The sequence below is a fragment of the Salinivibrio sharmensis genome (assembly GCF_001995985.1).
GTDB lineage: Bacteria > Pseudomonadota > Gammaproteobacteria > Enterobacterales > Vibrionaceae > Salinivibrio > Salinivibrio sharmensis.
This window is the reverse complement of the sequence record NZ_MUFC01000007.1, coordinates 119,738-140,714: the sequence shown is the minus strand read 5'-3', so window position 1 is coordinate 140,714 and position 20,977 is coordinate 119,738. Positions and strand designations below refer to the sequence as shown.

Below are 20,977 nucleotides of genomic sequence, written 5' to 3'. Positions count from 1 at the left end.
GGACAGCGGGTATAATGACCTCCAGTAGCAATAGGTGAGTTTTTATGGCAGACAATCGTAAACCCGCAAAAGATCAGCAAGTCGCTAACCTTAAAGTGCCCCCACATTCCATCGAAGCCGAGCAGTCTGTGCTGGGTGGCTTGATGTTGGATAATGAGCGCTGGGATGCGGTTGCGGAAAAAGTGGTTGGCCATGATTTTTACAGCCGCCCGCATCGATTGATTTATGAGTCGACCAAGTCTTTGCTTGATGAAGGCAAGCCACTGGATTTAATCACCCTGTCTGAGCATTTGGAGAAAGGCGGACATTTGGATGATGTGGGTGGATTTGCCTACCTCGCAGAATTGGCGAAAAACACGCCAAGTGCCGCGAATATCGTCGCCTATGCGGATATTGTCCGTGAACGTGCCATGGTCCGTAATTTGATTGGAGTGGCCAATGAAATTGCGGACGCCGGCTATGATACTCAAGGTCGCACATCAGAAGATCTGCTGGATATGGCAGAGAGCAAGGTGTTTGCCATTGCTGAGTCGCGCACCAGCGAGACAGAAGGGCCGCAGCATATTGATTCTGTGCTCAGCAAGACCCTTGAGCGTATCGAAGAGCTCTTTAAAACCCCACAAGATGGGGTCACTGGGGTTTCGACCGGTTTTACCGACCTCAATAAAAAAACGGCAGGTTTGCAACCGTCAGACTTAGTGATCGTTGCCGCGCGCCCCTCGATGGGTAAAACCACCTTTGCGATGAACCTGTGTGAAAACGCAGCGATGGATCAAGAAAAGCCGGTACTCATTTTCTCGCTCGAGATGCCAGCGGAACAGCTGATGATGCGTATGTTGGCCTCGCTCTCACGGGTCGACCAAACCAAGATCCGAACCGGCCAGCTTGATGATGAAGACTGGGCGCGTATTTCCTCATCGATGGGGATCTTAATGCAGAAAAAGAACATGTACATCGATGACAGCTCCGGCTTGACGCCCACTGATGTGCGTTCACGCGCGCGTCGCGTTGCCCGTGAGCATGGAGGCGTGAGCATGATCATGGTCGATTACCTGCAGCTGATGCGCGTGCCGGGTTTACAAGAAAATCGAACCCTTGAAATTGCCGAGATTTCCCGCTCGCTCAAAGCGCTTGCCAAAGAGCTTAACGTGCCTGTGGTGGCGCTTTCACAGCTCAACCGTTCGTTGGAGCAGCGCGCAGACAAACGCCCGGTGAACTCAGACTTGCGTGAATCGGGCGCCATTGAGCAGGACGCTGATTTGATCATGTTTATTTACCGCGACGAAGTCTATAACCCGGAAAGTGCGATGAAAGGGATCGCAGAAATCTTGATTGGCAAGCAGCGTAACGGCCCGATTGGCTCGGTGCGACTAACGTTCCAAGGCCAGTATTCGCGATTTGATAATTATGCAGGACCGGCGTTTGATGACGAGTAATCCTTTTATCATGACCAATGCCGCCAAAGCCGTTATCGATCCGGAGGCGATGGTACACAACATTCAGGTGATGCGCCGCCAAGCTCCCCACAGCAAAGTAATGACAGTGGTGAAGTCTGATGGTTATGGTCACGGCTTAATCTCGGTTGCCACCACGCTTGCGCCCTATAGTGATGCTTTTGGGGTGGCGCGGATTGAAGAAGCATTGACGTTACGTCAGGCTGGTATCAGCTTGCCTATTGTCTTGTTGGAAGGCTTCTATGAAGCTGACGAGCTCCCGCTATTGGTTGAGCACCAGCTGACCGCTACTGTGCACTGTGACGAACAAGTTACCATGTTGACTCAGGCGGCGCTGAGTGAGCCTTTACCGGTGTGGCTAAAGGTCGACTCAGGGATGCATCGCTTGGGTTTTCAGCCTGAGCAAGTACCAGACGCGCTCTCTGCTCTGACAGCCTGTGACAATGTGGCACCGCAAATTGGTTTTCTTAGTCATTTCGGTTGTGCCGATGAAATGGATAACCCCATTACGCAAGCGCAAATAGATACCTTCACACAGGTGACGGAAGGGCTGACTGGAGAGCGGTCATTGGCGGCATCATCGGGGACCTTGTTTTGGCCACAAAGCCATTTTGATTGGGTGCGTCCGGGTATTTGTTTGTATGGCATTTCATCGCGTATTGAACTCACCGGTGAACAGCTGGGCCTAAAACCGGCGATGCGCTTAACGTCACGTGTTATGGCCGTTCGCAAGCTAAAAGCCGGTGAGCCGGTGGGGTATGGCGCCCGGTGGCGAACTGAGCGCGACACCCTGATTGGTGTGATTGCCATCGGGTATGGTGATGGCTATCCACGGCTGGCTCCTGATGGCACGCCAGTGTGGTTGAATGGCCGCGAAGTGCCGCTAGCTGGGCGGGTATCGATGGATATGATCACCGTTGATCTGGGTCCAGATGCAACCGATAAAGTGGGTGACGAAGCGGTATTGTGGGGGCCAGAGCTACCGGTTGAACGTATCGCACGTCTCGTCGACACCATCGGCTATGAGCTCGTATGCCAAGTGACCGGGCGTGTGCCGCGCCAATACCTGACCGCCAGCTCGGACCAACGGGCGGCGGGATAACCTCGCGTCATCCGTTAATTTTCAAGCCTGTATGTCGATGACATCAGACGTTGGCTTTTGGCGCGCCTTGCAAAGTCACCACCAAGGTGCGCGTGCCGCCTGCATCGCGATGCTCGCCCAGATAAATCCCTTGCCACGTACCGAGATTCAACCGACCTTGGCTGATTGGCACCGTGACGCTTGCGCCTAACAATGACGCTTTGATGTGCGCTGGCATGTCATCGTTCCCTTCGTAGGTGTGACGATAATAGGGCGCGCGCTCTGGCACTGCGTGATTAAAGTGCGCCTCCATATCTTGGCGCACGGTCGGGTCGGCGTTTTCATTGAGGGTTAAGCTCGCCGAGGTGTGCTTGATAAACACCTGTACCACACCCATTTCCACATCGTTCAGCATAGGCAGCGCATTAACGACTTCGTCGGTGATCAGGTGAAAGCCGCGCGGCCGGGCACGCAGACGAATCTCAGTTTGATACCACATAAGCAATCCTTGTTGTGATCTTTATCGTATGCAGTTGGCTCAAAGGCGATCCAACTATTCTATGATTGATCGCAACCTACTCACAGCGATTAGATGTGAGAATCGAGCCATGATTATGTAATATTACACCAATGACCGCTGCGTACAGCGTGGTGGTGCTGACGTTATACAGGATCCTTGCCTGCTGTGATACCCACAGCAGCACTCACAACGCGATTTGGATGACATGATGCTAAAGACAACGAATCCCACTCAGACCGTGGCGTGGCAATCACTGACCGCCCACTTTGAAGAAGCGCAGGACTACACACTGGCTGATCTGTTTGCTGATAACCCAGAGCGATTTGCCCACTTCTCAACGCAATTCGAAGACAGCATTTTGTTGGATTATTCCAAAAACCTGATCAGTGAAGAAACGCTGACCAAGTTATTGGCACTCGCCGACGAAACCGGAGTGGCTGAAGCGATTGAGTCAATGTTTAGCGGTGAGAAAATCAACCGCACAGAAGATCGTGCGGTACTCCACACAGCACTACGTAACCGCAGCAACACACCTGTGATGGTTGACGGCGAAGATGTAATGCCTAAGGTCAACGCGGTATTGGCACAAATGCAGTCTTTTTCCGAGCGCGTGATCAGTGGCGAATGGAAAGGCTATACCGGCAAAGCGATTACGGATGTAGTTAACATCGGTATCGGGGGGTCAGATTTGGGTCCTTATATGGTCACTGAAGCGTTGGCACCGTATAAGAACCACCTCAATCTGCACTTTGTCTCTAACGTCGATGGCACTCATATGGCCGAGACGTTAAAAGCCCTTAACCCGGAAACCACCTTGTTCTTGGTGGCGTCAAAAACCTTTACCACCCAAGAAACCATGACCAACGCACACACAGCGCGTGACTGGTTTATGAACGCTGCGGGCGATGAGAGCCAGGTGGCGAAGCATTTTGCCGCGCTTTCAACCAATGCTGATGCGGTGGCGAACTTTGGTATTGATACTGCCAACATGTTTGAGTTTTGGGATTGGGTTGGCGGCCGCTACTCACTGTGGTCGGCGATTGGTCTTTCTATCTGCTTGGGCGTGGGTTACGACAATTTTGTTGCCTTGCTTGATGGCGCGCACCAAATGGATAACCACTTCAAAACCGCACCCATGGCACAAAACATGCCGGTGTTATTGGCGTTGATTGGCCTTTGGTACAACAACTTCCACGGGGCGGAATCAGAAGCGATTTTACCGTATGACCAATACATGCACCGTTTTGCTGCCTACTTCCAACAAGGCAATATGGAATCAAACGGTAAGTATGTCGACCGCAACGGTAATCCTGTTGACTACCAAACCGGCCCAATCATCTGGGGTGAACCAGGCACCAATGGTCAGCATGCTTTCTATCAACTGATTCACCAGGGCACCAAGCTGATCCCATGTGACTTTATCGCACCGGTACATAGCCACAACGCCATTGGCGATCATCACGCCAAATTGATGGCGAACTTCTTCGCCCAGACGGAAGCGCTGGCCTTTGGTAAGAGCCGTGAGCAAGTCGAAGCTGAGTTGACGCAAGCGGGCAAATCAGCCGAAGACGTGGCTGCGATTGCGCCATTTAAAGTGTTTGAAGGCAACCGACCAACCAACTCGATTTTGGTGGAGAAAATTACCCCTTATACACTCGGCGCGCTGATTGCCATGTACGAGCACAAGATCTTCACCCAGGGGGTAATTTGGAATATCTTCAGCTTTGATCAGTGGGGTGTTGAGCTGGGTAAACAGCTGGCGAGTAACATCCTGCCAGAGCTCGGAGATGCACAACAGGTTGAGAGCCACGATAGCTCGACCAATGGATTGATCAACGCGTTTAAGCAGTGGCGCCAAGCCTAAGCTGAGCTAACCGCGATTGAGAACGTCAAACGCCGCGATAACCATCGCGGCGTTTTTATATTTTGTGGCTGTCAGCGACGTTCGTCCGCTTAGTGATCGAAACAGATCTCAATAAAGGCAGTGCCGTGCGGGGATTTAAATGGCATGATGATCACTGGACCATCACTTTTGTGGTTGATGGTATGGCCTTTGCCGGATACGACCACAGGGGTCGCCATCTCAAATTCGAAGCCCTTTTCTGACAAAATACGCTTCGCGCCACCTGTCACCATATTGGTGATCTCACCGACCATATCCGTCACTTCTTCATCAATCGACTCGGACCGCTCTCCGAGCATACGCTGCATGATTTCAAGCGCCATATCTTCATCAAAGGTAACGGAAAAGGAGCCCTTAGTCTGTGGGCCGACCATACCAATTAACCCAGAAACGTCCCCTTTGGCGATCTCTGACTTTTTCAAGTGAGGCTTCTCTGGCTGGATTTCCAGCTGTGCCATCGTCTGTAGCACATTGATCAGTGAAGTAAGAAATGGGTTGACGAATTGTGCTTCCATAAAGAATGTCCGTCCTAATCAATTCAGTATTAGTGGGCTAGGCATTGTGCGCAGGTACCATGGGTTTCAATCACGTGATGTTGAACCTCAAACCCCATTGTTTGCGCCTTTTCACGCAACGCCTCAGAAAGCTCCTCAGTGTGACACTCTTCAACGGTGCCGCATTGATCACAGATGAGCAGTTGGGAGCAGTGCCCCTGGTGGCCAAGATGACAACAAGCGATATAGCTATTGGTTGACTCTACCTTATGCACAAACCCCTGCGCTAACAGAAAGTCTAGCGCACGATAAACCGTTGGCGGTTTGGCTTGTGGCTCTGTTTCACGCAGCTCGTCTAGCAGCTCATAGGCGGTGATCGCACGTGAATAGTTGGCGATAATCTCGTAAACGCGCGTCCGCTGCGGCGTTAATCGCACGCCGCGTTGCTCGCAAAGCTGCTGTGCGCGGTGCAGTAACCCAGTGGTGTTGGTCATAGCGCCTCAAAGTGCTAACAGTCAGTCAGTTATCTTATCATAGCTGTATAACATCGCACCCCACTTATCGTCATCCTATGCGCTTTGCCACATGTGTAAATAGGTAGTCCAATATCACTTGATCGCGATCAGTTACCCTACAGTAATGATAGAAGTAAAAATAAAAAACAATCAGTCGATTTTTGAATCGGCTAACTGTTTTGCGCTGTCATGTCAGTATGATGACAGCGTGCCACAGGCATTAAAAACATACCTTTACATCCATAATAGGAGTATGTACCGATGAAAAAACTGTTAGCCCTCGCCGCCCTGGCGTTCGCGTCTGTTTCAACGCAAGCGGCTGCCAATGAGTGTGAGTTAACTGTCACCACCGGCGATAAAATGGCCTACGACCAGTCATCGTTGTCCGTACCAGCAAGCTGTAGCGAAGTCACGCTAACGCTGGAGCATCAAGGCTCAATGCCTGTGACCTCTATGGGCCACAACTGGGTGCTGTCGGAAACGTCTAACTTGCAAGATATCGCCATGAAAGGTGCCGGTGCAGGGGCAGATAACGACTATCTGCCACAAGGCGACGATCGCATTTTGGCACACACTAAACTAATTGGCGGCGGCGAAAGCACCACCACCACCTTCTCAACTGAAGGATTGCAAGGCAAAGACTTAACTTATTTCTGCTCTTTCCCAGGCCACTGGACTGTGATGAAAGGCAAATTCACCATCGAATAAGTCTTGTTTGCGAGAGAGTACCTCGTCCGACTCTCTCGCTTGCCAAGGCCTCTTTGATTTGGCACTCTTGTTCTGGCATTTTCGATAAATTACCAAGTGTGAAGAAATTTCAATACTACAGTTATAATATTGCGATCAACGCAATCCCTAAGTCTTTATATTGTAAACTACTAAATAAAGACACTTATAGGCTTTATCATCAACACAAAGATTACATTGATGATCGGGTCGCATATTATAACCGTCTAGCTCACCCGTTTTCTTTTGTGCCCTCGCTCACCAAGCACCTAACAGGTAATCTGAAACGCGACTGTGGCTCAGCCTATTATCTCGACATGTTGCAAGTCATGCGGCGTTTTCCAGATGGGCTATTGATGCACTACATCGGTGGGGATGTTATCGATGTACCAGTTTGTCCCGCATTCGTGAAAAGCCGACCGATTCATGGCGACAATCAAAACGCTGTCCTGCTCAAGCTCAACGCGGTGCGTCACTTCCAATTTATTAATGATCCTGTGCCGTTTGGGGAAAAACGTGATAGCGCGGTATGGCGTGGGCGCTGCTTCAATGACAAGCGCCGCCAGCTTCTTCAGCGCTTTTACACGCATCCAACCATTGATGTTGGGGATACACGCGCAGCGAGTGATAATGACCAAGCTTACCGAAAAGCCCCGCTTACACCGCAAGCGCAGCTTCAGCATAAGTTTGTTCTCAGTGTGGAAGGGAAAGACGTTGCCACCAATTTAAAATGGATCATGTCCTCCAACTCGCTTTGCTTGTCACCCCCAATGGAATATGAAACCTGGTTTATGGAGGGCCAATTAATCCCCGGGGTTCACTATGCCGAGGTCAACGCTGATTTCTCCAACCTAGAGGCAGTCATCGACTATTACCTCACTCATCCGCATGAAGCACAAGCGATCATCAACAATGCTCATCAATGGGTGAATCAATTCCGCGACCGACAAAAAGAGGCGGTGATCAGCTACTTGGTGGCAGAGAAATACTTTCGGCTCTCGCAGCAGCTATAGGTTCACAGGGGCACATTTCGTTTAAGCCATCACAGCGGTGCCATACTATTAGCTTATGCTTTTCATCTGCCTGGTGGTCAGGCGGGATGGTTCTGCTTAAATCTTACCGATGCAATGTGTATAATCCGCGTCCGCCTGTCGAAAACGACTGTCGTTTAACGTAATTTGCAGAGATTCGAGACCATGACTACCTCCAGCAAAACTGCCGCCAGCCCTGATGTGACGCCAAAAACGGTGATGCAGCGTTTCTCTGTTGCGCCCATGCTCGATTGGACGGATCGTCACTGCCGTTATTTTCATCGCTTACTATCAGAACACACTTTGTTGTTTACCGAGATGGTGACCACGGGCGCGATCATTCATGGTAAAGCGGACTATCTTGCTTACAACGAGCAGGAGCATCCGGTGGCGTTGCAGCTGGGGGGATCGGATCCGGCGGATTTGGCAACGTGCGCCAAGCTGGCGGCCGAGCGTGGTTATGATGAAATTAACCTCAACGTTGGTTGCCCATCGGATCGGGTGCAAAACGGGCGATTTGGGGCGTGCTTAATGGCTGAACCTGAGCTGGTGGCGCAGTGCGTGGCCGCGATGCGTGAAGTGACTGATGTGCCTATTACGGTGAAAACTCGCATTGGTATTGATGAACAAGACAGCTATGAATTTTTGACTGACTTTGTGGGTATCGTCAGTGAAAAGAGTGGCTGCGATATGTTTATCGTGCATGCACGTAAGGCGTGGTTGAAAGGTCTGAGCCCTAAAGAAAATCGGGAGATCCCACCGCTGGATTACCCGCGTGTGTACCAGCTGAAAAAAGATTTTCCGCACCTGACGCTTGCCATCAATGGCGGCGTGAAAAGCCTTGAGGAGGCGGAGCAGCACCTTGCGCATCTTGATGGTGTGATGGTTGGCCGCCAAGCCTATCAAAGCCCGTTTATGTTGGCCGAGGTCGATCAGCGTTTATTTGGCAAGACAACCCCTCGCATTACACGTCGCCAAGCAGTCGAGGCGATGTTTCCATACATCGAACAGCAGCTTACTCAAGGGGCGCAACTCAACCATATTAGCCGCCATATGTTAGGTCTGTTCCAAAATATGCCAGGCGCGCGGCAATGGCGCCGTTATATCAGCGAGAATGCGCACAAGCCGGGTGCGGGGGTTGAGGTACTGACCACCGCAATGAGCCATATCCCTGAGCAATGGCTCGACGCCTGATCCGGTGAAAATCACCACTTGTTGGTGTCAATCTAACCGTATCTTCATTTATCCATGAAGGCGGCGTTGTAATCTATTGAATTAATGAGAAATTATCGAGTGACAAATTGGCCTGAAACCTGCAAAGTCTGTCTCGCTACCAAGACAAGGAGATCGTAATGATCGAAATACTCTTTCTGATTGGCTTTGCTGTTGTGTTATTCATGACAGGCGTGAGCATCATGGGCATGGTGTTGGCCATGCTGGCAGGCTTTGCCGTGATGATGCTGGCCGGGATGATAGGTACGCTGCTTAAGCTATTGCCATGGCTTTTGGTGATCGCATTGATCGTGTGGCTGGTTAAACGCCAACGTCGCAGCCGTAAACGTGAGCCTGAAGTGATTATCAATGAAAAGCGCTGGGCACGATTCCGTCGCCGCTAAGGCGGGCAAACTTTGCGCGTTGACACAGCAAACACACGCCGTTGCGGGTTTTTCTCTTCACCTCGGCATAAAGCTTGCTATTATTCTAAGCAACCGGCGACAAGGCATGGCTTTGCCGCCTCCGCGTGACGACACTTTTTAATCGACAATGTGGAGAGTCTCATGAAAACCACTTCAATGACGCTTGCCGCCGCAGCGTTTACCGCGCTACTGGCCATGCCGTCTCAAGCAGCAACCCTTGCCGGGGGAAAAGTCGGCGCCGATGCCTGGTTTATGGATGCTGATGTCAATAATGTAGAAGCCGATGATGCGAGCACTGCGGGCTCTTATTACGCGGCGATTGAGCACCCACTTCCGCTGATTCCCAATGCCAAGATCCGTCAAACCTCGGTGAGTGTTGATGGAACAGATACGGGAAAAGTCGATTTTGACCAAATCGATTTTGTTGCCTATTACGAGTTTCTCGATAACGATCTCGTGTCGGTAGATGCCGGCGTTAATTTACAGCGTTTCCAATCTGGTAAATTCAACGGGGAGAGCTTCGACGAATGGCAGCCAAACCTGTATGCCGATGCACGTGTAGGTCTAGTCGGCACGCCTTTATTTGTATTTGCCACCGTGAGCAAAGGCGAGTTTGATGGTACCAGCACCTTGGATGCCGAAGCGGGCTTGCAATATCAGTTAGGTTTAGTGGCCGCTGATTTGAACGTGCGAGGCGGGTATCGGATGATCGACCATGACTTCGACTACTTTGACAATAATGACGGAGAGCTTGATGTGACTGGCTTCTTTGTCGGTGCAGAGCTCGACTTTTAATCGCTTGAACGTCAAGACGACAAGTAAAAACCGCGCATAGGCGCGGTTTTTTTATACCTAATCATCCGCGTGTCCGCTTCTGTTTCCCATGTCTCACTGCGACTTTCGCCTAATACCCAGCCAATAAAATCTCTGCYACGCTTTTTGAGCAATAACGGCAAGGAGAGAGCAGTACGTGCTCCGCCATCTACTCAAACACGGAATAAGGAAAGAGTATGATCTACGCAAAACCAGGAACAGATGGGTCAGTGGTAAGTTTTAAGTCGCGTTATCAAAACTTTATTGGGGGTGAATGGGTGCCGCCGGTGAAAGGGCAGTATTTTGCCAATACCTCACCGTGTACCGGTGAAACCCTTGCTGAAGTGCCGCGCTCAAGTAGCGACGATGTGGATTTGGCATTAGATGCCGCGCATGGTGCTAAAGACGCATGGGGCAAAACCGCTGTCACTGATCGGGCCAATATCCTATTAAAAATAGCTGATCGGATTGAAGCAAATCTGGAAATGCTTGCGGTAGCGGAAACCTGGGAAAACGGTAAAGCGGTGCGTGAAACCTTGGCGGCGGATATTCCGCTCTGCGCCGATCACTTTCGTTATTTTGCTGGTTGTATTCGCGCCCAAGAAGGCACGGCGGCGGAGCTGGATGCAGGCACAGTGGCTTATCATATTTACGAGCCGCTAGGTGTTGTGGGGCAGATCATTCCGTGGAATTTTCCTTTGCTGATGGCGTCGTGGAAACTCGCGCCAGCATTGGCAGCGGGCAACTGCGTGGTACTCAAGCCGGCCGAGCAAACCCCGACGACTATCTTGCTATTGATGGAGTTGATTGGCGATCTGCTGCCTGCGGGTGTGGTGAACGTCGTCAATGGGTATGGCGCAGAGGCGGGACAAGCACTCGCCACATCGCCTCGGATTGCCAAACTGGCGTTTACAGGCTCCACGCCAGTGGGTCAGCACATTCTACGTTGCGCGGCGGAAAACCTCATTCCTTCAACCGTTGAGCTGGGCGGCAAATCGCCTAATATCTATTTTGAAGATGTAATGCAGCAAGAAGAGGCGTATATCAATAAAGCGGTTGAAGGTCTGTTGCTTGGCTTTTTCAACCAAGGCGAAGTGTGTACCTGTCCGTCGCGCGCGCTGATCCAGGAAAGCATCTACGACGATTTTATTGCACGGGTGATTGAGCGTGCAGAGACGATAAAACAAGGCAACCCGCTCGACACCGAGACCCAAGTGGGCGCGCAAGCGTCCGATGAGCAGTTTGATAAGATCATGAGCTATTTGAAGGTCGGACAAGAAGAAGGGGCGAAGGTCTTAATTGGCGGTAGCCACCAGGATTTGGGCGGCGGCTATTATGTGCAGCCGACCTTATTGGAAGGCCATAACAATATGCGGGTTTTCCAAGAAGAGATCTTTGGGCCGGTGATTGGGGTGACCACCTTTAAAGATGAGGCGGAAGCGTTGGCGATTGCCAACCACACCGAGTACGGGTTGGGCGCAGGGCTTTGGACCCGCGATATGAACCGCGCTTATCGTGTTGGACGTGCGATTGAAGCCGGTCGTGTCTGGACTAACTGCTATCACTTGTATCCTGCACACGCCGCCTTTGGCGGCTACAAAAAATCAGGGATTGGGCGAGAGACACACAAAATGATGCTGGGTCACTACCAACAAACGAAGAACTTACTCGTTAGCTACGACATTGATCCATTGGGCTTCTTTTAATAGAGAACCCCTCAAAGCAGGGGCGGTGATAACATCGCCTCTGCGCATCAAGCTTCCCGCATGGCAGCTTTGCTTATCTGAGACTAAACTCAATAAGTGATCCAATTGAGTGGGCAAAGCATCATGACAGCCGAACAGCTCCGTGCTTTATACCGTCAACAGCTTTTGATTGAAGCGGTCGTTGAGCCTTCGTTAGATAGCGAAGGGTGGGTGGTTGAGTGTCGCCACACCAGTGGCGGTTTAATGGCGCTTACCAATGCTGAAGGGATTGAACAATGCTTTACCGATATTGACCAAGCGACCTTGAACGCGCTTGAGATTGGTTTTCAGCAAGTACGTATTGCTGACTAACATTATTTTCCCGCTCAATGACACGCGATTACGTACCTACCTTACAAAACGTTATAAAACATTCGTATCTATTCTTTATTGTTATTAATTGGTGAGGGTACGCTAGCATTCACGCAATGTTAGCAAGGAATGTCGTCACCATGTTACTCAAGGATCTCTCCGGGTTAACCAGCCCGCTTAATGATCAGCAAATAGGCCAGTTGCAACAAGCCGTGGCGGAGTTGTCACCGCAGCAACTGGCCTGGATTAGTGGTTATTTTTGGGGGTTAAGCCAAACACCTGCTGGTGAAGCGGCGGCACCCAATGCTATGCCACAAGCCAGTTCTGCCCCTAACCAGACTCTGACCATTTTGTATGCGTCACAAACCGGCAACGCTAAAGGCGTAGCGGAGGCGCTGCATCAGGAAGCGGAAGCGGCTGGGATCCCAGCTAAATTGGTGGCGGCAGATAACTACAAAGGCAAGCAGCTGGGCAAAGAAACCCATCTTGTAATCGTCGCCTCGACCAATGGAGAAGGCGAGCCGCCGGACAACGCCATTGAGCTGCATGAATTTTTGCAATCCAAGAAAGCGCCCAAACTTGATCACCTGCATTATGCGGTGTTGAGCTTGGGGGATTCGAGCTATGAGTATTTTTGCCAGACAGGTAAAGACTTTGATGGCTTTTTGCAAAAGCTTGGCGCCAAGCCGATGGTCGCTCGTCTTGATTGCGATGTGGATTATGAAGCCACGGCCAGCGCTTGGCGAGAGCAAACCTTAGCCGAGGTGAAGCAACAATTTAAGGCCAGTGGTGATGCGCAGGTGGTGCCTCTTCATCAAACCACCGCGCAGGTAAAATACACTAAACAGTCGCCTTATACGGCTGAGCTACTTACTTGCCAGCGCATTACCGGGCGTGGATCTGATAAAGCGGTTTACCATATTGAACTCGATCTCGATGAATCCGGCATGGAATATCAGCCAGGCGATGCGTTGGGGGTGTGGTACCAAAATGATCCCGAATTGGCGGACAGCATCGTCGCCAAGGTGGGCCTGCGTGGCGATGAAAGCGTCGATATCGACGGTGATAGCCTCTCGCTGCGAGACGCGTTAATTGCCCACTATGAGATCACCGCTTCTAACCCGCAGCAGATCACAGCGTTGGCTGCGTTATCTGAGAGCGACACACTCACCGCATTGACCGAAGACAAAGCCGCCTTGCGCGAGTTTGCTAATCGCACCCAGTTGATCGATGTCTTGGCACTGGCGGACGTCAGCCTAAATGTCGAGCAATTTCAATCAATATTGCGCCGACTGACTCCGCGTTTGTACTCGATCGCCTCTAGCCAAGCGGAAGTGGAGGACGAAGTGCACCTTACCGTAGGGCTGGTGGAGTATCAGCATGAGAGTGGAGAGTCACGCCAAGGTGGCGCCTCGAGCTTTCTTGCCCACCGCGCTGAAGCGGCCGAGACGGTAAAAGTGTTTGTTGAGCACAACGATAACTTCAAACTGCCAACCAGCGATGACACCCCCATCATTATGATTGGCCCCGGTACCGGCATCGCGCCGTTTCGCGCCTTCTTGCAAGAGCGAGAGCAGCGCGAGGCGAAAGGCGATAACTGGTTATTCTTTGGCGATCGCACCTTCACCGACGATTTCCTCTATCAGGTTGAATGGCAGCAATACCTTAAATCTGGCTTGCTGACGCGGATGGATGTGGCCTTTAGCCGCGATCAGGCTGAGAAAGTGTATGTCCAGCATCGGTTGCTCGCGCGTGCTGAGGCGGTATGGCAATGGCTATCGAACGGCGCCTACATCTATGTGTGTGGTGATGCCAACCAAATGGCGAAAGATGTCCATGAAGCCTTAATTGAGATTGCCCAGACACAGGGTCAACAAAGCCGTGAGCAAGCGGAAACCTTTATTAATGAATTGCGCAAAGATAAGCGCTATCAAAGGGATGTGTACTAATGAGTGAACAGAAATTTGAGGGCGATACACTGGGCCCACTGGCCGATAATGAGCGGCTTAAAAAAGACAGTGATTATTTGCGTGGCACCATTGATCAAGACTTACAGGATCCTATCACGGGTGGTTTTACCGATGATAACTTCCAACTGATCCGTTTTCACGGCATGTATCAGCAAGACGATCGCGATATTCGCGCTGAGCGGCAAAAGCAAAAACTTGAGCCTTTGCACAATGTGATGTTGCGAGCGCGGATGCCGGGCGGGATCATTACGCCCCAGCAATGGCTAGCGATTGATAAGTTTGCGCGAGAGAGCTCGCTCTATGGCAGTATTCGCCTGACTACCCGACAAACCTTTCAGTTTCATGGTATCCTTAAGCCGAACATCAAGCTTATGCACCAGACCTTGAATGAATATGGCATTGACTCGATTGCCACCGCCGGCGATGTCAATCGCAACGTGTTGTGCACGTCTAACCCGGTGGAGTCAGAGCTCCATCAGCAAGCCTATGATTGGGCAAAGCGCATCAGCGAGCACTTGCTGCCCAAAACCCGCGCTTACGCAGAGATTTGGCTCGACGGTGAAAAAGTCGAAGGCAGCCAAGATAAAGAGCCTATTTTGGGTGAGCGTTATCTGCCACGTAAGTTCAAAACCACGGTGGTGATCCCGCCACAAAACGATGTGGATGTGCACGCCAATGATCTTAACTTTGTCGCGATTGCGGAAAACGGGCAGCTTGTCGGCTTTAACGTCCTCGTCGGTGGCGGGCTGGCGATGACCCATGGTGATACCAACACCTATCCGCGTCGTGCCGATGACTTTGGCTTTATTCCGCTAGAGCATACGTTGCAGATTGCTGAGGCCGTGGTCACCACCCAGCGTGATTGGGGAAACCGTTCCAACCGTAAGAATGCGAAGACTAAGTATACCCTTGATCGCGTTGGCGCAGATGTGTTCAAAGCGGAAGTGGAAAAGCGTGCTGGTGTGACCTTTGCACCAAGCCGGCCTTATACCTTTACCGGACGCGGCGATCGCTTAGGCTGGACCAAAGGCATTGACGGTAAATACCACCTTGCCCTGTTTATCGAAAATGGCCGTTTGCGTGATACGCCAGAAAAGCCGCTCAAAACCGGCATGGCAGAGATTGCCAAGGTACACCAAGGCGATTTCCGCATGACCGCCAACCAAAACCTGATCATTGCTGGGATCCCAGAAGCGCAAAAAGACGAGATTGAGGCGTTAGCGCGTCGTTATCGGTTAATTGACGATGAACACAGTGTTCAGCGTACAAACTCGATGGCGTGTGTGGCCTTCCCAACGTGTCCACTGGCGATGGCAGAAGCCGAACGCTTCTTGCCGGACTTTGTCACGGAAGTGGAGAAAATTCAGCAAAAGCATCAAGTGCAAGATGATCCGATTGTGCTGCGCGTAACCGGTTGTCCGAACGGTTGTGGTCGCGCGATGCTGGCTGAGGTCGGTTTGGTAGGTAAAGCGCCTGGGCGTTACAACCTGCACTTAGGTGGAAATTGGGAAGGCACCCGGATCCCCAAAATGTATAAAGAGAATATCACCGATCGCCAAATCCTCGAGGAGTTGGATCAGCTAATTGGTCGCTGGGCGACAGAGCGCGAACCGGGCGAGCACTTTGGTGATTTCTTGATCCGTGGCGAGGTGGTTGCCCCCGTGCATGTATCTAAGAGGGACTTTTATGCCTGAAACCATTCAACCCAACGCGACGTTAGCCTTAGCTGACATTGCCGCGATGAATAAAAGCCAGCGAGCGCTGGCATTGGCGGAGGTCAATGCCACCTTGGAGACACTTTCGGCACCTGAGCGTGTCGCCTGGGCGTTAGAGCACCTTGAGGGGCAATTTGTCCTTTCATCGAGCTTTGGGGTGCAAGCCGCGCTGATGCTGCATCTGGTTAGCCAAGTGAAATCGGATATTCCGGTGATTCTAACCGACACGGGCTACTTGTTTGCGGAGACCTACCGGTTTATTGATACCTTAACCACTCGGTTGGATTTAGACTTACGGGTATATCGTGCCGAACTCAGTCCCGCTTGGCAGGAGGCACGCTATGGCCAACTGTGGGAGCAAGGCGTGGACGGGATCACCCAATACAATCAAATCAACAAAGTTGAGCCGATGAAGCGTGCGCTGCGAGAGCTCAACGCTGGCACCTGGTTCTCGGGATTGCGCCGCGGGCAATCAGACTCTCGCGCTAATTTGCCGATACTCAGTATTCAGCATGGGGTGTTTAAGTTCTTGCCGGTGATTGATTGGTCGAATCAAGCGGTGGACGATTATCTGCGCGAGCACGACTTGCCGTATCACCCCTTGCGTGATCAAGGCTATGTGTCGGTGGGCGATGTGCATACTACCCAGCGCTTGGAGCCAGGGATGCGTGATGAACAAACGCGCTTTTTTGGTTTAAAACGCGAATGTGGATTGCATGAAGACGATCTGAACGATGGGGCTGGCATCTAGCTGGTTGAATCTTGTCTGCAACCATGCTTCTCTCAAACGCCACCGTGGGGTGGCGTTTTTTTGTTCAAGTGGGCGGAACTTGTCTATCTTTTTTATTGAGTGACTCGTCAGCCGTGAAGTGTTCTGTGATATAAACAGCGCGCAATGCCAGGAGGCACAAATAGAAGCGCCAAGCTTTTATTTCAACACGTCACGGATGCTCCATTTATGTGACCAACAGTGAAGCTTATGAACAAAAAATTCTCTTTAGTGGCGCTTGCCGTCGCCGGTGTTGTTGCCCTTGGGGCGCCCGCCGTTATCGATTACTCCTCACCTGCGCCGTCAACGCCAGATACGGGTAACCGTTATATGGGCCATGGCAACGGCTGGCTAGAAGTGAGCACCTCCACCTTTGGCGACAATATTCAGCGTGTTCAGCAGCAAGTCAGTGAAGGCACCAAGATCTGTGCGGTGATGAAAGCCGACGCTTACGGTAACGGCATTGCAGGGCTACTGCCGACTGTGATTGCTAGCGGGATTGATTGTATTGGCATTGCCAGCAACGAAGAGGCGCGTACTATTCGCGAGGGCGGCTTTACCGGAGAAATCATGCGTGTGCGCACCGCGACTTTGCAAGAGATGGAAAGTGGCTTAGCGCTTAATATTCAAGAACTGGTTGGTTCAGCGGAACAAGCTGAGCAAATGCGCCAACTTGCCGACAAACACGACGTGACCATTCCCGTTCATATGGCGTTTAATGCCGGTGGTATGGGACGTAATGGCATCGAGATGAATGAGGAGTCTGGTAAGCAAGTTGCTGTGGATATTGCCACTGACGCGCGTTTTGACGTGGTCGGTATCATGACGCATTTCCCTAACTACCAAGAAGACTATGTCCGCAGCAAGCTAGGGCAATTTAAAGCAAACAGCGAATGGTTGATTGAACAGGCTGGTTTGAAGCGTGAAGAGGTTTTGCTGCATGCGGCGAACTCGTTTGTCACCTTAAACGTGCCAGAAGGGCATTTTGACATGGTTCGCCCTGGCGGTGCGCTGTATGGTGATCAGCCCACAAACCGAGAGTTCCCACCCATCATGAGCTTTAAGACCAAGGTGGCCTCTGTTCATCATTTGCCTGCTGGTAGCACGGTCGGTTATGACAGCACCTATACTTTAGAGCGTGACTCTATATTGGCTAACCTACCGGTCGGCTATTCGGATGGTTTCCCACGTAAAATGGGTAATGATGCCGATGTGCTTATTCAGGGCCATCGGGTGCCTGTCGTTGGGGTTGCCTCTATGAACACCATTATGGTTGATATTACTGATATTGCTGATCAAGTGGCGCCCAATGACGAAGTGGTGCTCTTCGGTCAGCAAGGGGATAAAACCATTGGTGCGGTGGAGTATGAGACCAATGCGGATGTGATTTTCCCCGAAATCTATAGCTGGTGGGGAGCGGTGAACCCACGTGAGTACGTGCAATAATCTCAACCTAAGCCCGGCCCGAGCCGGGCTTTTTTATCCCTGAATCCATGTTGCGAAACCAGCGACGTGTTGTCGCAATCGTGGGGACGGGTAGGTTGGCGTTTTTAGCTATTGTGTGCTTAGTTTTTAAGGCGAGGTGTTGGTTTTTACTAACATTACATCATCACTGATTGACCGTGAAGGGTCTCAAGGATGCACCATGCGCCAAATCGTCATTATCATCGCCAGTCTGCTTTTGATTAGCTCTGTGTCGGCAGAGACGCTAAACGCACGGATCGAAGCGGGGAAACCTGTGCGGTTAGGGTTTGCGAATGAAAAGCCTTGGGCTTACTTGGACAGTGATGGCAAACCTACTGGGCTGATTAATGATTATACCATCGATATATTGAATCGCATGGGGATCAACCATATCGAGCCTGTTTTCACTGAATGGGGCGGATTAATTCCCGGTTTGCGCGCGAAGCGATTCGATATCATCACTGGCGGGATGTATATCCTTGGTAGTCGCTGTCAGAAAGTTGCATTCTCTGAACCCATCGGGCGCTTTCGCGACGCTTTTATTGTGCCGAAAGGTAACCCCAAAGATATTCATGATTATCCAGACGTTGTACGTGAAAGCGCGCGTTTGGTGACGGGGGTGGGATACAACATGACCACCTCGGCGCGTGATGCGGACTCAGCGAGTCTTTGATTATTCAAGTACCCGGGCCTGCTGAAATTCTTTCCGCCGTGAAAGAGGGGCGTGCTGAGGTAGGAGCGGTACCATATTTCACGGCGTTATACCTTGCTAAACAGGCACCCGATAGTATCTCTGTGAGTGATCCGGCGAGAGCGACGAGCCAAACAGGGCACTATATCGGTATTGGTTTTCGTAAAGAAGATAACGCGTTTGTGGAGTTATTTGATGAGGCGCAAGCCAAGTATATGGGGAGCCAACAGATGTTAGAGCGGGTAAAAAAATATGGTTACCGTGAAGCGCAATATCCAGATGGGATCGCTACATCACAACTGTGCCAACGCCAATAAAAAAGCGATGCCAGAGGCATCGCTTTGCAATAGAAACCGCACTATCCTTACAGGATATCTAGCAGCTCGACTTCAAATACCAGTGCCGCAAACGGTGGGATAGCGGCGCCAGCACCACGTTCACCGTAGGCGAGATCTTGTGGCACATACAACTTCCACTTAGAGCCAACTGGCATCATTTGCAGGGCTTCAACCCAACCTTTAATCACACCTGTTACAGGGAACTCAACCGGCTCGCCACGCGTAACAGAGCTGTCAAATACGCTGCCGTCAACCAATTGACCGTGGTAGTGGACACGTACCTGCTTATCGCTGGTTGGGATCTCACCGTCACCTTGTACCAGTACTTCGTACTGCAAACCTGACTCTGTCACGGTCACTTCTTCACGCTTGGCATTGTCTGCGAGAAAAGCGTCGCCCTCTGCAGCCTGTGCTTTTGCAGCCTCTTGACGAACTTCTTCCGCTTTTGTGTGAAGCTCACGCAGTGCGTTATTGATGTCGTCAATTTCAATTTCTGGCATTTCGCCAGCGAGTGCGGTGCTGATGCCTTTTGCAATCGCATCAACATGCAAGCCTTCCAGGCCGCTACCTGCAAGCTGTTGACCCATTTGTAGGCCAATACCATAGCTTGCTTTTTGCTCGACAGTTTCCAGTTGTACGTCAGACATAACGTCTCTCTTTTTTGCGTCAATAAAGTGTGAAAGGATAACAGGTGATGGTTTCGTGGGTAAACTTTTGTGCCAATAAGGCGTCCAAGATGAGGACAAAACAACAAAACATGCGCGGAGTGGCAATGAAGTTAACAGCAATGCGTTCGCACTGGAACAAACTGCGTGCTGGATGGCGAGAGAAACTGAACGCGAAGAGAGTAAATCGGCCCTACTTGAACCATGGCCTTCGTGGTTTAGCGTCGTTAAAGCAGGTTTGGCACCGTCTTCCTGTCTTGCATCGGCGTTTACTGATGGTGCTGATCCCCCTCGTATTGGTGTTGGCTGTGCTTCCCAGTCCCTCGTCCAAAGCTCCCTCGCCCCAAACTCGTCAACCCGTTGCCCTGAATACAGGGTCGAATGTATCGTCAGCGTCGCAAAATGATTCGTCAGTCGCCGTGTCAACCGCTCAGCCAACAGCGCAACAGACGGAAACCACAGAGGGTAGCCCATGGGTAAGCCATCAAATTGAACCCGGTGACACGCTGGCCAAAGTCTTTCGTCGCTACGATTTAGCGTTAACCGACTTGTATGCGATTGCCAATATTGAAGGTGAGGGAAAGCCGATTAGTCGCATCCAGCCAGGGCAGTGGATCCGCTTTAAACGTACACCGAGTGGTGCGTTAGACATCCTGCAAATCGAAACCGAAAAAGGGCAATCGGTACTCTATTTCCGTTTGTCTGATGGCGGTTTTGCTCGCCAGCGTTAGTCTTTTGATGTCAAGAATCCAACCGAAAGCACAGTAACAGGGTGCTTTCGGTACTCAGCCTCTCTTTATCTCAGCCTTGTTCTGTCTTTTTTCTACTCGATGTGTGATTAAAGTCGCTGCCGGACGATTTTTGATCTACTTTTTATAAATCGGTCAATAGGGCCGAATACGCTACACCATTGGGGCGGAAAAGGGATAAGTTGCTGTTCAGGGCAAGAATGTCTACTCAATCAGCCATCATTGTATGACAGACTTTTTGCAAAAATAATGAGTCTTTCATCACACTTTGGTTATTTTTTGTGCTAGCATTCGTGCCGCTGTGTAGGACAGACACGCAAGCCCGCCTCAACATGGATGTCTAGGCATTAACACGCTAATCACTATTTTGTTGAGGACTCGCTTT

Annotated in this window: 21 protein-coding genes; 17 read left to right on the top strand and 4 right to left on the bottom strand. The window is 51.1% G+C overall.

The features are described from left to right. The first annotated feature begins 44 nt into the window (after positions 1-44). Positions 45-1,436, top strand: a complete 1,392-nt coding sequence (locus BZG74_RS08955; RefSeq protein ID WP_046074366.1) for a replicative DNA helicase — start codon at positions 45-47, stop codon at positions 1,434-1,436. Beyond that, positions 1,426-2,556: an alanine racemase gene (alr, locus tag BZG74_RS08950; RefSeq protein WP_077772272.1), complete on the top strand. Its 1,131-nt coding sequence runs from the start codon at positions 1,426-1,428 to the stop codon at positions 2,554-2,556. The genes BZG74_RS08955 and alr (BZG74_RS08950) overlap by 11 nt, the downstream gene beginning before the upstream one ends. A gap of 43 nt (positions 2,557-2,599) precedes the next feature. Here the strand turns inward: alr (BZG74_RS08950) and BZG74_RS08945 are convergent, their stop codons facing one another. Beyond that, positions 2,600-3,034, bottom strand: a complete 435-nt coding sequence (locus BZG74_RS08945; protein ID WP_077772271.1) for a secondary thiamine-phosphate synthase enzyme YjbQ — start codon at positions 3,032-3,034, stop codon at positions 2,600-2,602. A 229-nt stretch (positions 3,035-3,263) separates the two neighbouring features. Here BZG74_RS08945 and pgi point away from each other — a divergent pair, with 229 nt between their 5' ends. Continuing rightward, entirely contained in the window at positions 3,264-4,919 is a 1,656-nt protein-coding gene (gene pgi, locus BZG74_RS08940) for a glucose-6-phosphate isomerase (protein ID WP_077772270.1), read from the top strand. Positions 4,920-5,008: 89 nt separating this feature from the next. On the opposite strand, the gene BZG74_RS08935 is transcribed toward pgi, so the two are convergent. Then, positions 5,009-5,473: a chemotaxis protein CheX gene (locus BZG74_RS08935; protein ID WP_046074362.1), complete on the bottom strand. Its 465-nt coding sequence runs from the start codon at positions 5,471-5,473 to the stop codon at positions 5,009-5,011. A gap of 29 nt (positions 5,474-5,502) precedes the next feature. Next, the gene (gene zur / locus BZG74_RS08930; protein WP_046074361.1) at positions 5,503-5,946 is read right to left on the bottom strand and encodes a zinc uptake transcriptional repressor Zur; all 444 of its coding nucleotides are present in this window, start codon (positions 5,944-5,946) and stop codon (positions 5,503-5,505) included. A 282-nt stretch (positions 5,947-6,228) separates the two neighbouring features. Here zur and azu point away from each other — a divergent pair, with 282 nt between their 5' ends. From azu to BZG74_RS15905, 13 genes are all read left to right on the top strand, one after another. Beyond that, positions 6,229-6,675 (top strand): azurin, encoded by a 447-nt coding sequence (azu, locus tag BZG74_RS08925; RefSeq protein WP_077772269.1) that lies wholly within the window; start codon positions 6,229-6,231, stop codon positions 6,673-6,675. Positions 6,676-6,773: 98 nt separating this feature from the next. Then, entirely contained in the window at positions 6,774-7,706 is a 933-nt protein-coding gene (locus tag BZG74_RS08920; protein ID WP_077772307.1) for a glycosyl transferase family 90, read from the top strand. A gap of 183 nt (positions 7,707-7,889) precedes the next feature. Beyond that, positions 7,890-8,918 carry a tRNA dihydrouridine(20/20a) synthase DusA gene (dusA, locus tag BZG74_RS08915; protein ID WP_077772268.1) on the top strand — a complete coding sequence of 343 codons (1,029 nt, stop codon included), beginning with the start codon at positions 7,890-7,892 and terminating at the stop codon, positions 8,916-8,918. A 158-nt stretch (positions 8,919-9,076) separates the two neighbouring features. Then, the gene (gene pspG, locus BZG74_RS08910) at positions 9,077-9,340 is read left to right on the top strand and encodes an envelope stress response protein PspG (protein ID WP_077772267.1); all 264 of its coding nucleotides are present in this window, start codon (positions 9,077-9,079) and stop codon (positions 9,338-9,340) included. A 162-nt stretch (positions 9,341-9,502) separates the two neighbouring features. Further along, a complete protein-coding gene (locus BZG74_RS08905) occupies positions 9,503-10,156 on the top strand; it encodes a TIGR04219 family outer membrane beta-barrel protein (protein ID WP_077772266.1) in 654 nt (217 codons plus the stop codon). Positions 10,157-10,371: 215 nt separating this feature from the next. Next, positions 10,372-11,880, top strand: coding sequence for an acetaldehyde dehydrogenase ExaC (gene exaC / locus BZG74_RS08900; RefSeq protein ID WP_077772265.1), 1,509 nt, complete (start codon positions 10,372-10,374; stop codon positions 11,878-11,880). A gap of 123 nt (positions 11,881-12,003) precedes the next feature. Beyond that, on the top strand, positions 12,004-12,231 hold the full coding sequence (locus BZG74_RS08895; RefSeq protein ID WP_069361645.1) for a thymidylate kinase: 228 nt from the start codon (positions 12,004-12,006) through the stop codon (positions 12,229-12,231). 140 nt (positions 12,232-12,371) lie between these two features. Further along, positions 12,372-14,180 (top strand): assimilatory sulfite reductase (NADPH) flavoprotein subunit, encoded by a 1,809-nt coding sequence (locus tag BZG74_RS08890; RefSeq protein WP_077772264.1) that lies wholly within the window; start codon positions 12,372-12,374, stop codon positions 14,178-14,180. Further along, positions 14,180-15,895 (top strand): assimilatory sulfite reductase (NADPH) hemoprotein subunit, encoded by a 1,716-nt coding sequence (gene cysI, locus BZG74_RS08885; protein ID WP_077772263.1) that lies wholly within the window; start codon positions 14,180-14,182, stop codon positions 15,893-15,895. The genes BZG74_RS08890 and cysI overlap by 1 nt, the downstream gene beginning before the upstream one ends. Continuing rightward, positions 15,888-16,667, top strand: a complete 780-nt coding sequence (locus tag BZG74_RS08880; protein WP_077772262.1) for a phosphoadenylyl-sulfate reductase — start codon at positions 15,888-15,890, stop codon at positions 16,665-16,667. The genes cysI and BZG74_RS08880 overlap by 8 nt, the downstream gene beginning before the upstream one ends. Positions 16,668-16,895: 228 nt before the next feature. Further along, a complete protein-coding gene (alr, locus tag BZG74_RS08875; protein WP_077772261.1) occupies positions 16,896-18,131 on the top strand; it encodes an alanine racemase in 1,236 nt (411 codons plus the stop codon). 199 nt (positions 18,132-18,330) lie between these two features. Beyond that, positions 18,331-18,822, top strand: coding sequence for a transporter substrate-binding domain-containing protein (locus BZG74_RS15910; RefSeq protein WP_201247371.1), 492 nt, complete (start codon positions 18,331-18,333; stop codon positions 18,820-18,822). Further along, positions 18,819-19,157, top strand: coding sequence for a transporter substrate-binding domain-containing protein (locus BZG74_RS15905; protein ID WP_201247370.1), 339 nt, complete (start codon positions 18,819-18,821; stop codon positions 19,155-19,157). Before BZG74_RS15910 ends, BZG74_RS15905 begins: the two co-directional genes overlap by 4 nt. Positions 19,158-19,204: 47 nt before the next feature. On the opposite strand, the gene BZG74_RS08865 is transcribed toward BZG74_RS15905, so the two are convergent. Then, complete coding sequence (locus tag BZG74_RS08865; RefSeq protein ID WP_077772260.1) at positions 19,205-19,825, bottom strand: FKBP-type peptidyl-prolyl cis-trans isomerase; 621 nt, start codon at positions 19,823-19,825, stop codon at positions 19,205-19,207. Positions 19,826-19,950: 125 nt separating this feature from the next. On the opposite strand from BZG74_RS08865, the gene BZG74_RS08860 reads away from it, so the two are divergent. After that, positions 19,951-20,574, top strand: a complete 624-nt coding sequence (locus BZG74_RS08860; protein WP_162274011.1) for a LysM-like peptidoglycan-binding domain-containing protein — start codon at positions 19,951-19,953, stop codon at positions 20,572-20,574. Positions 20,575-20,977: the final 403 nt, after the last annotated feature.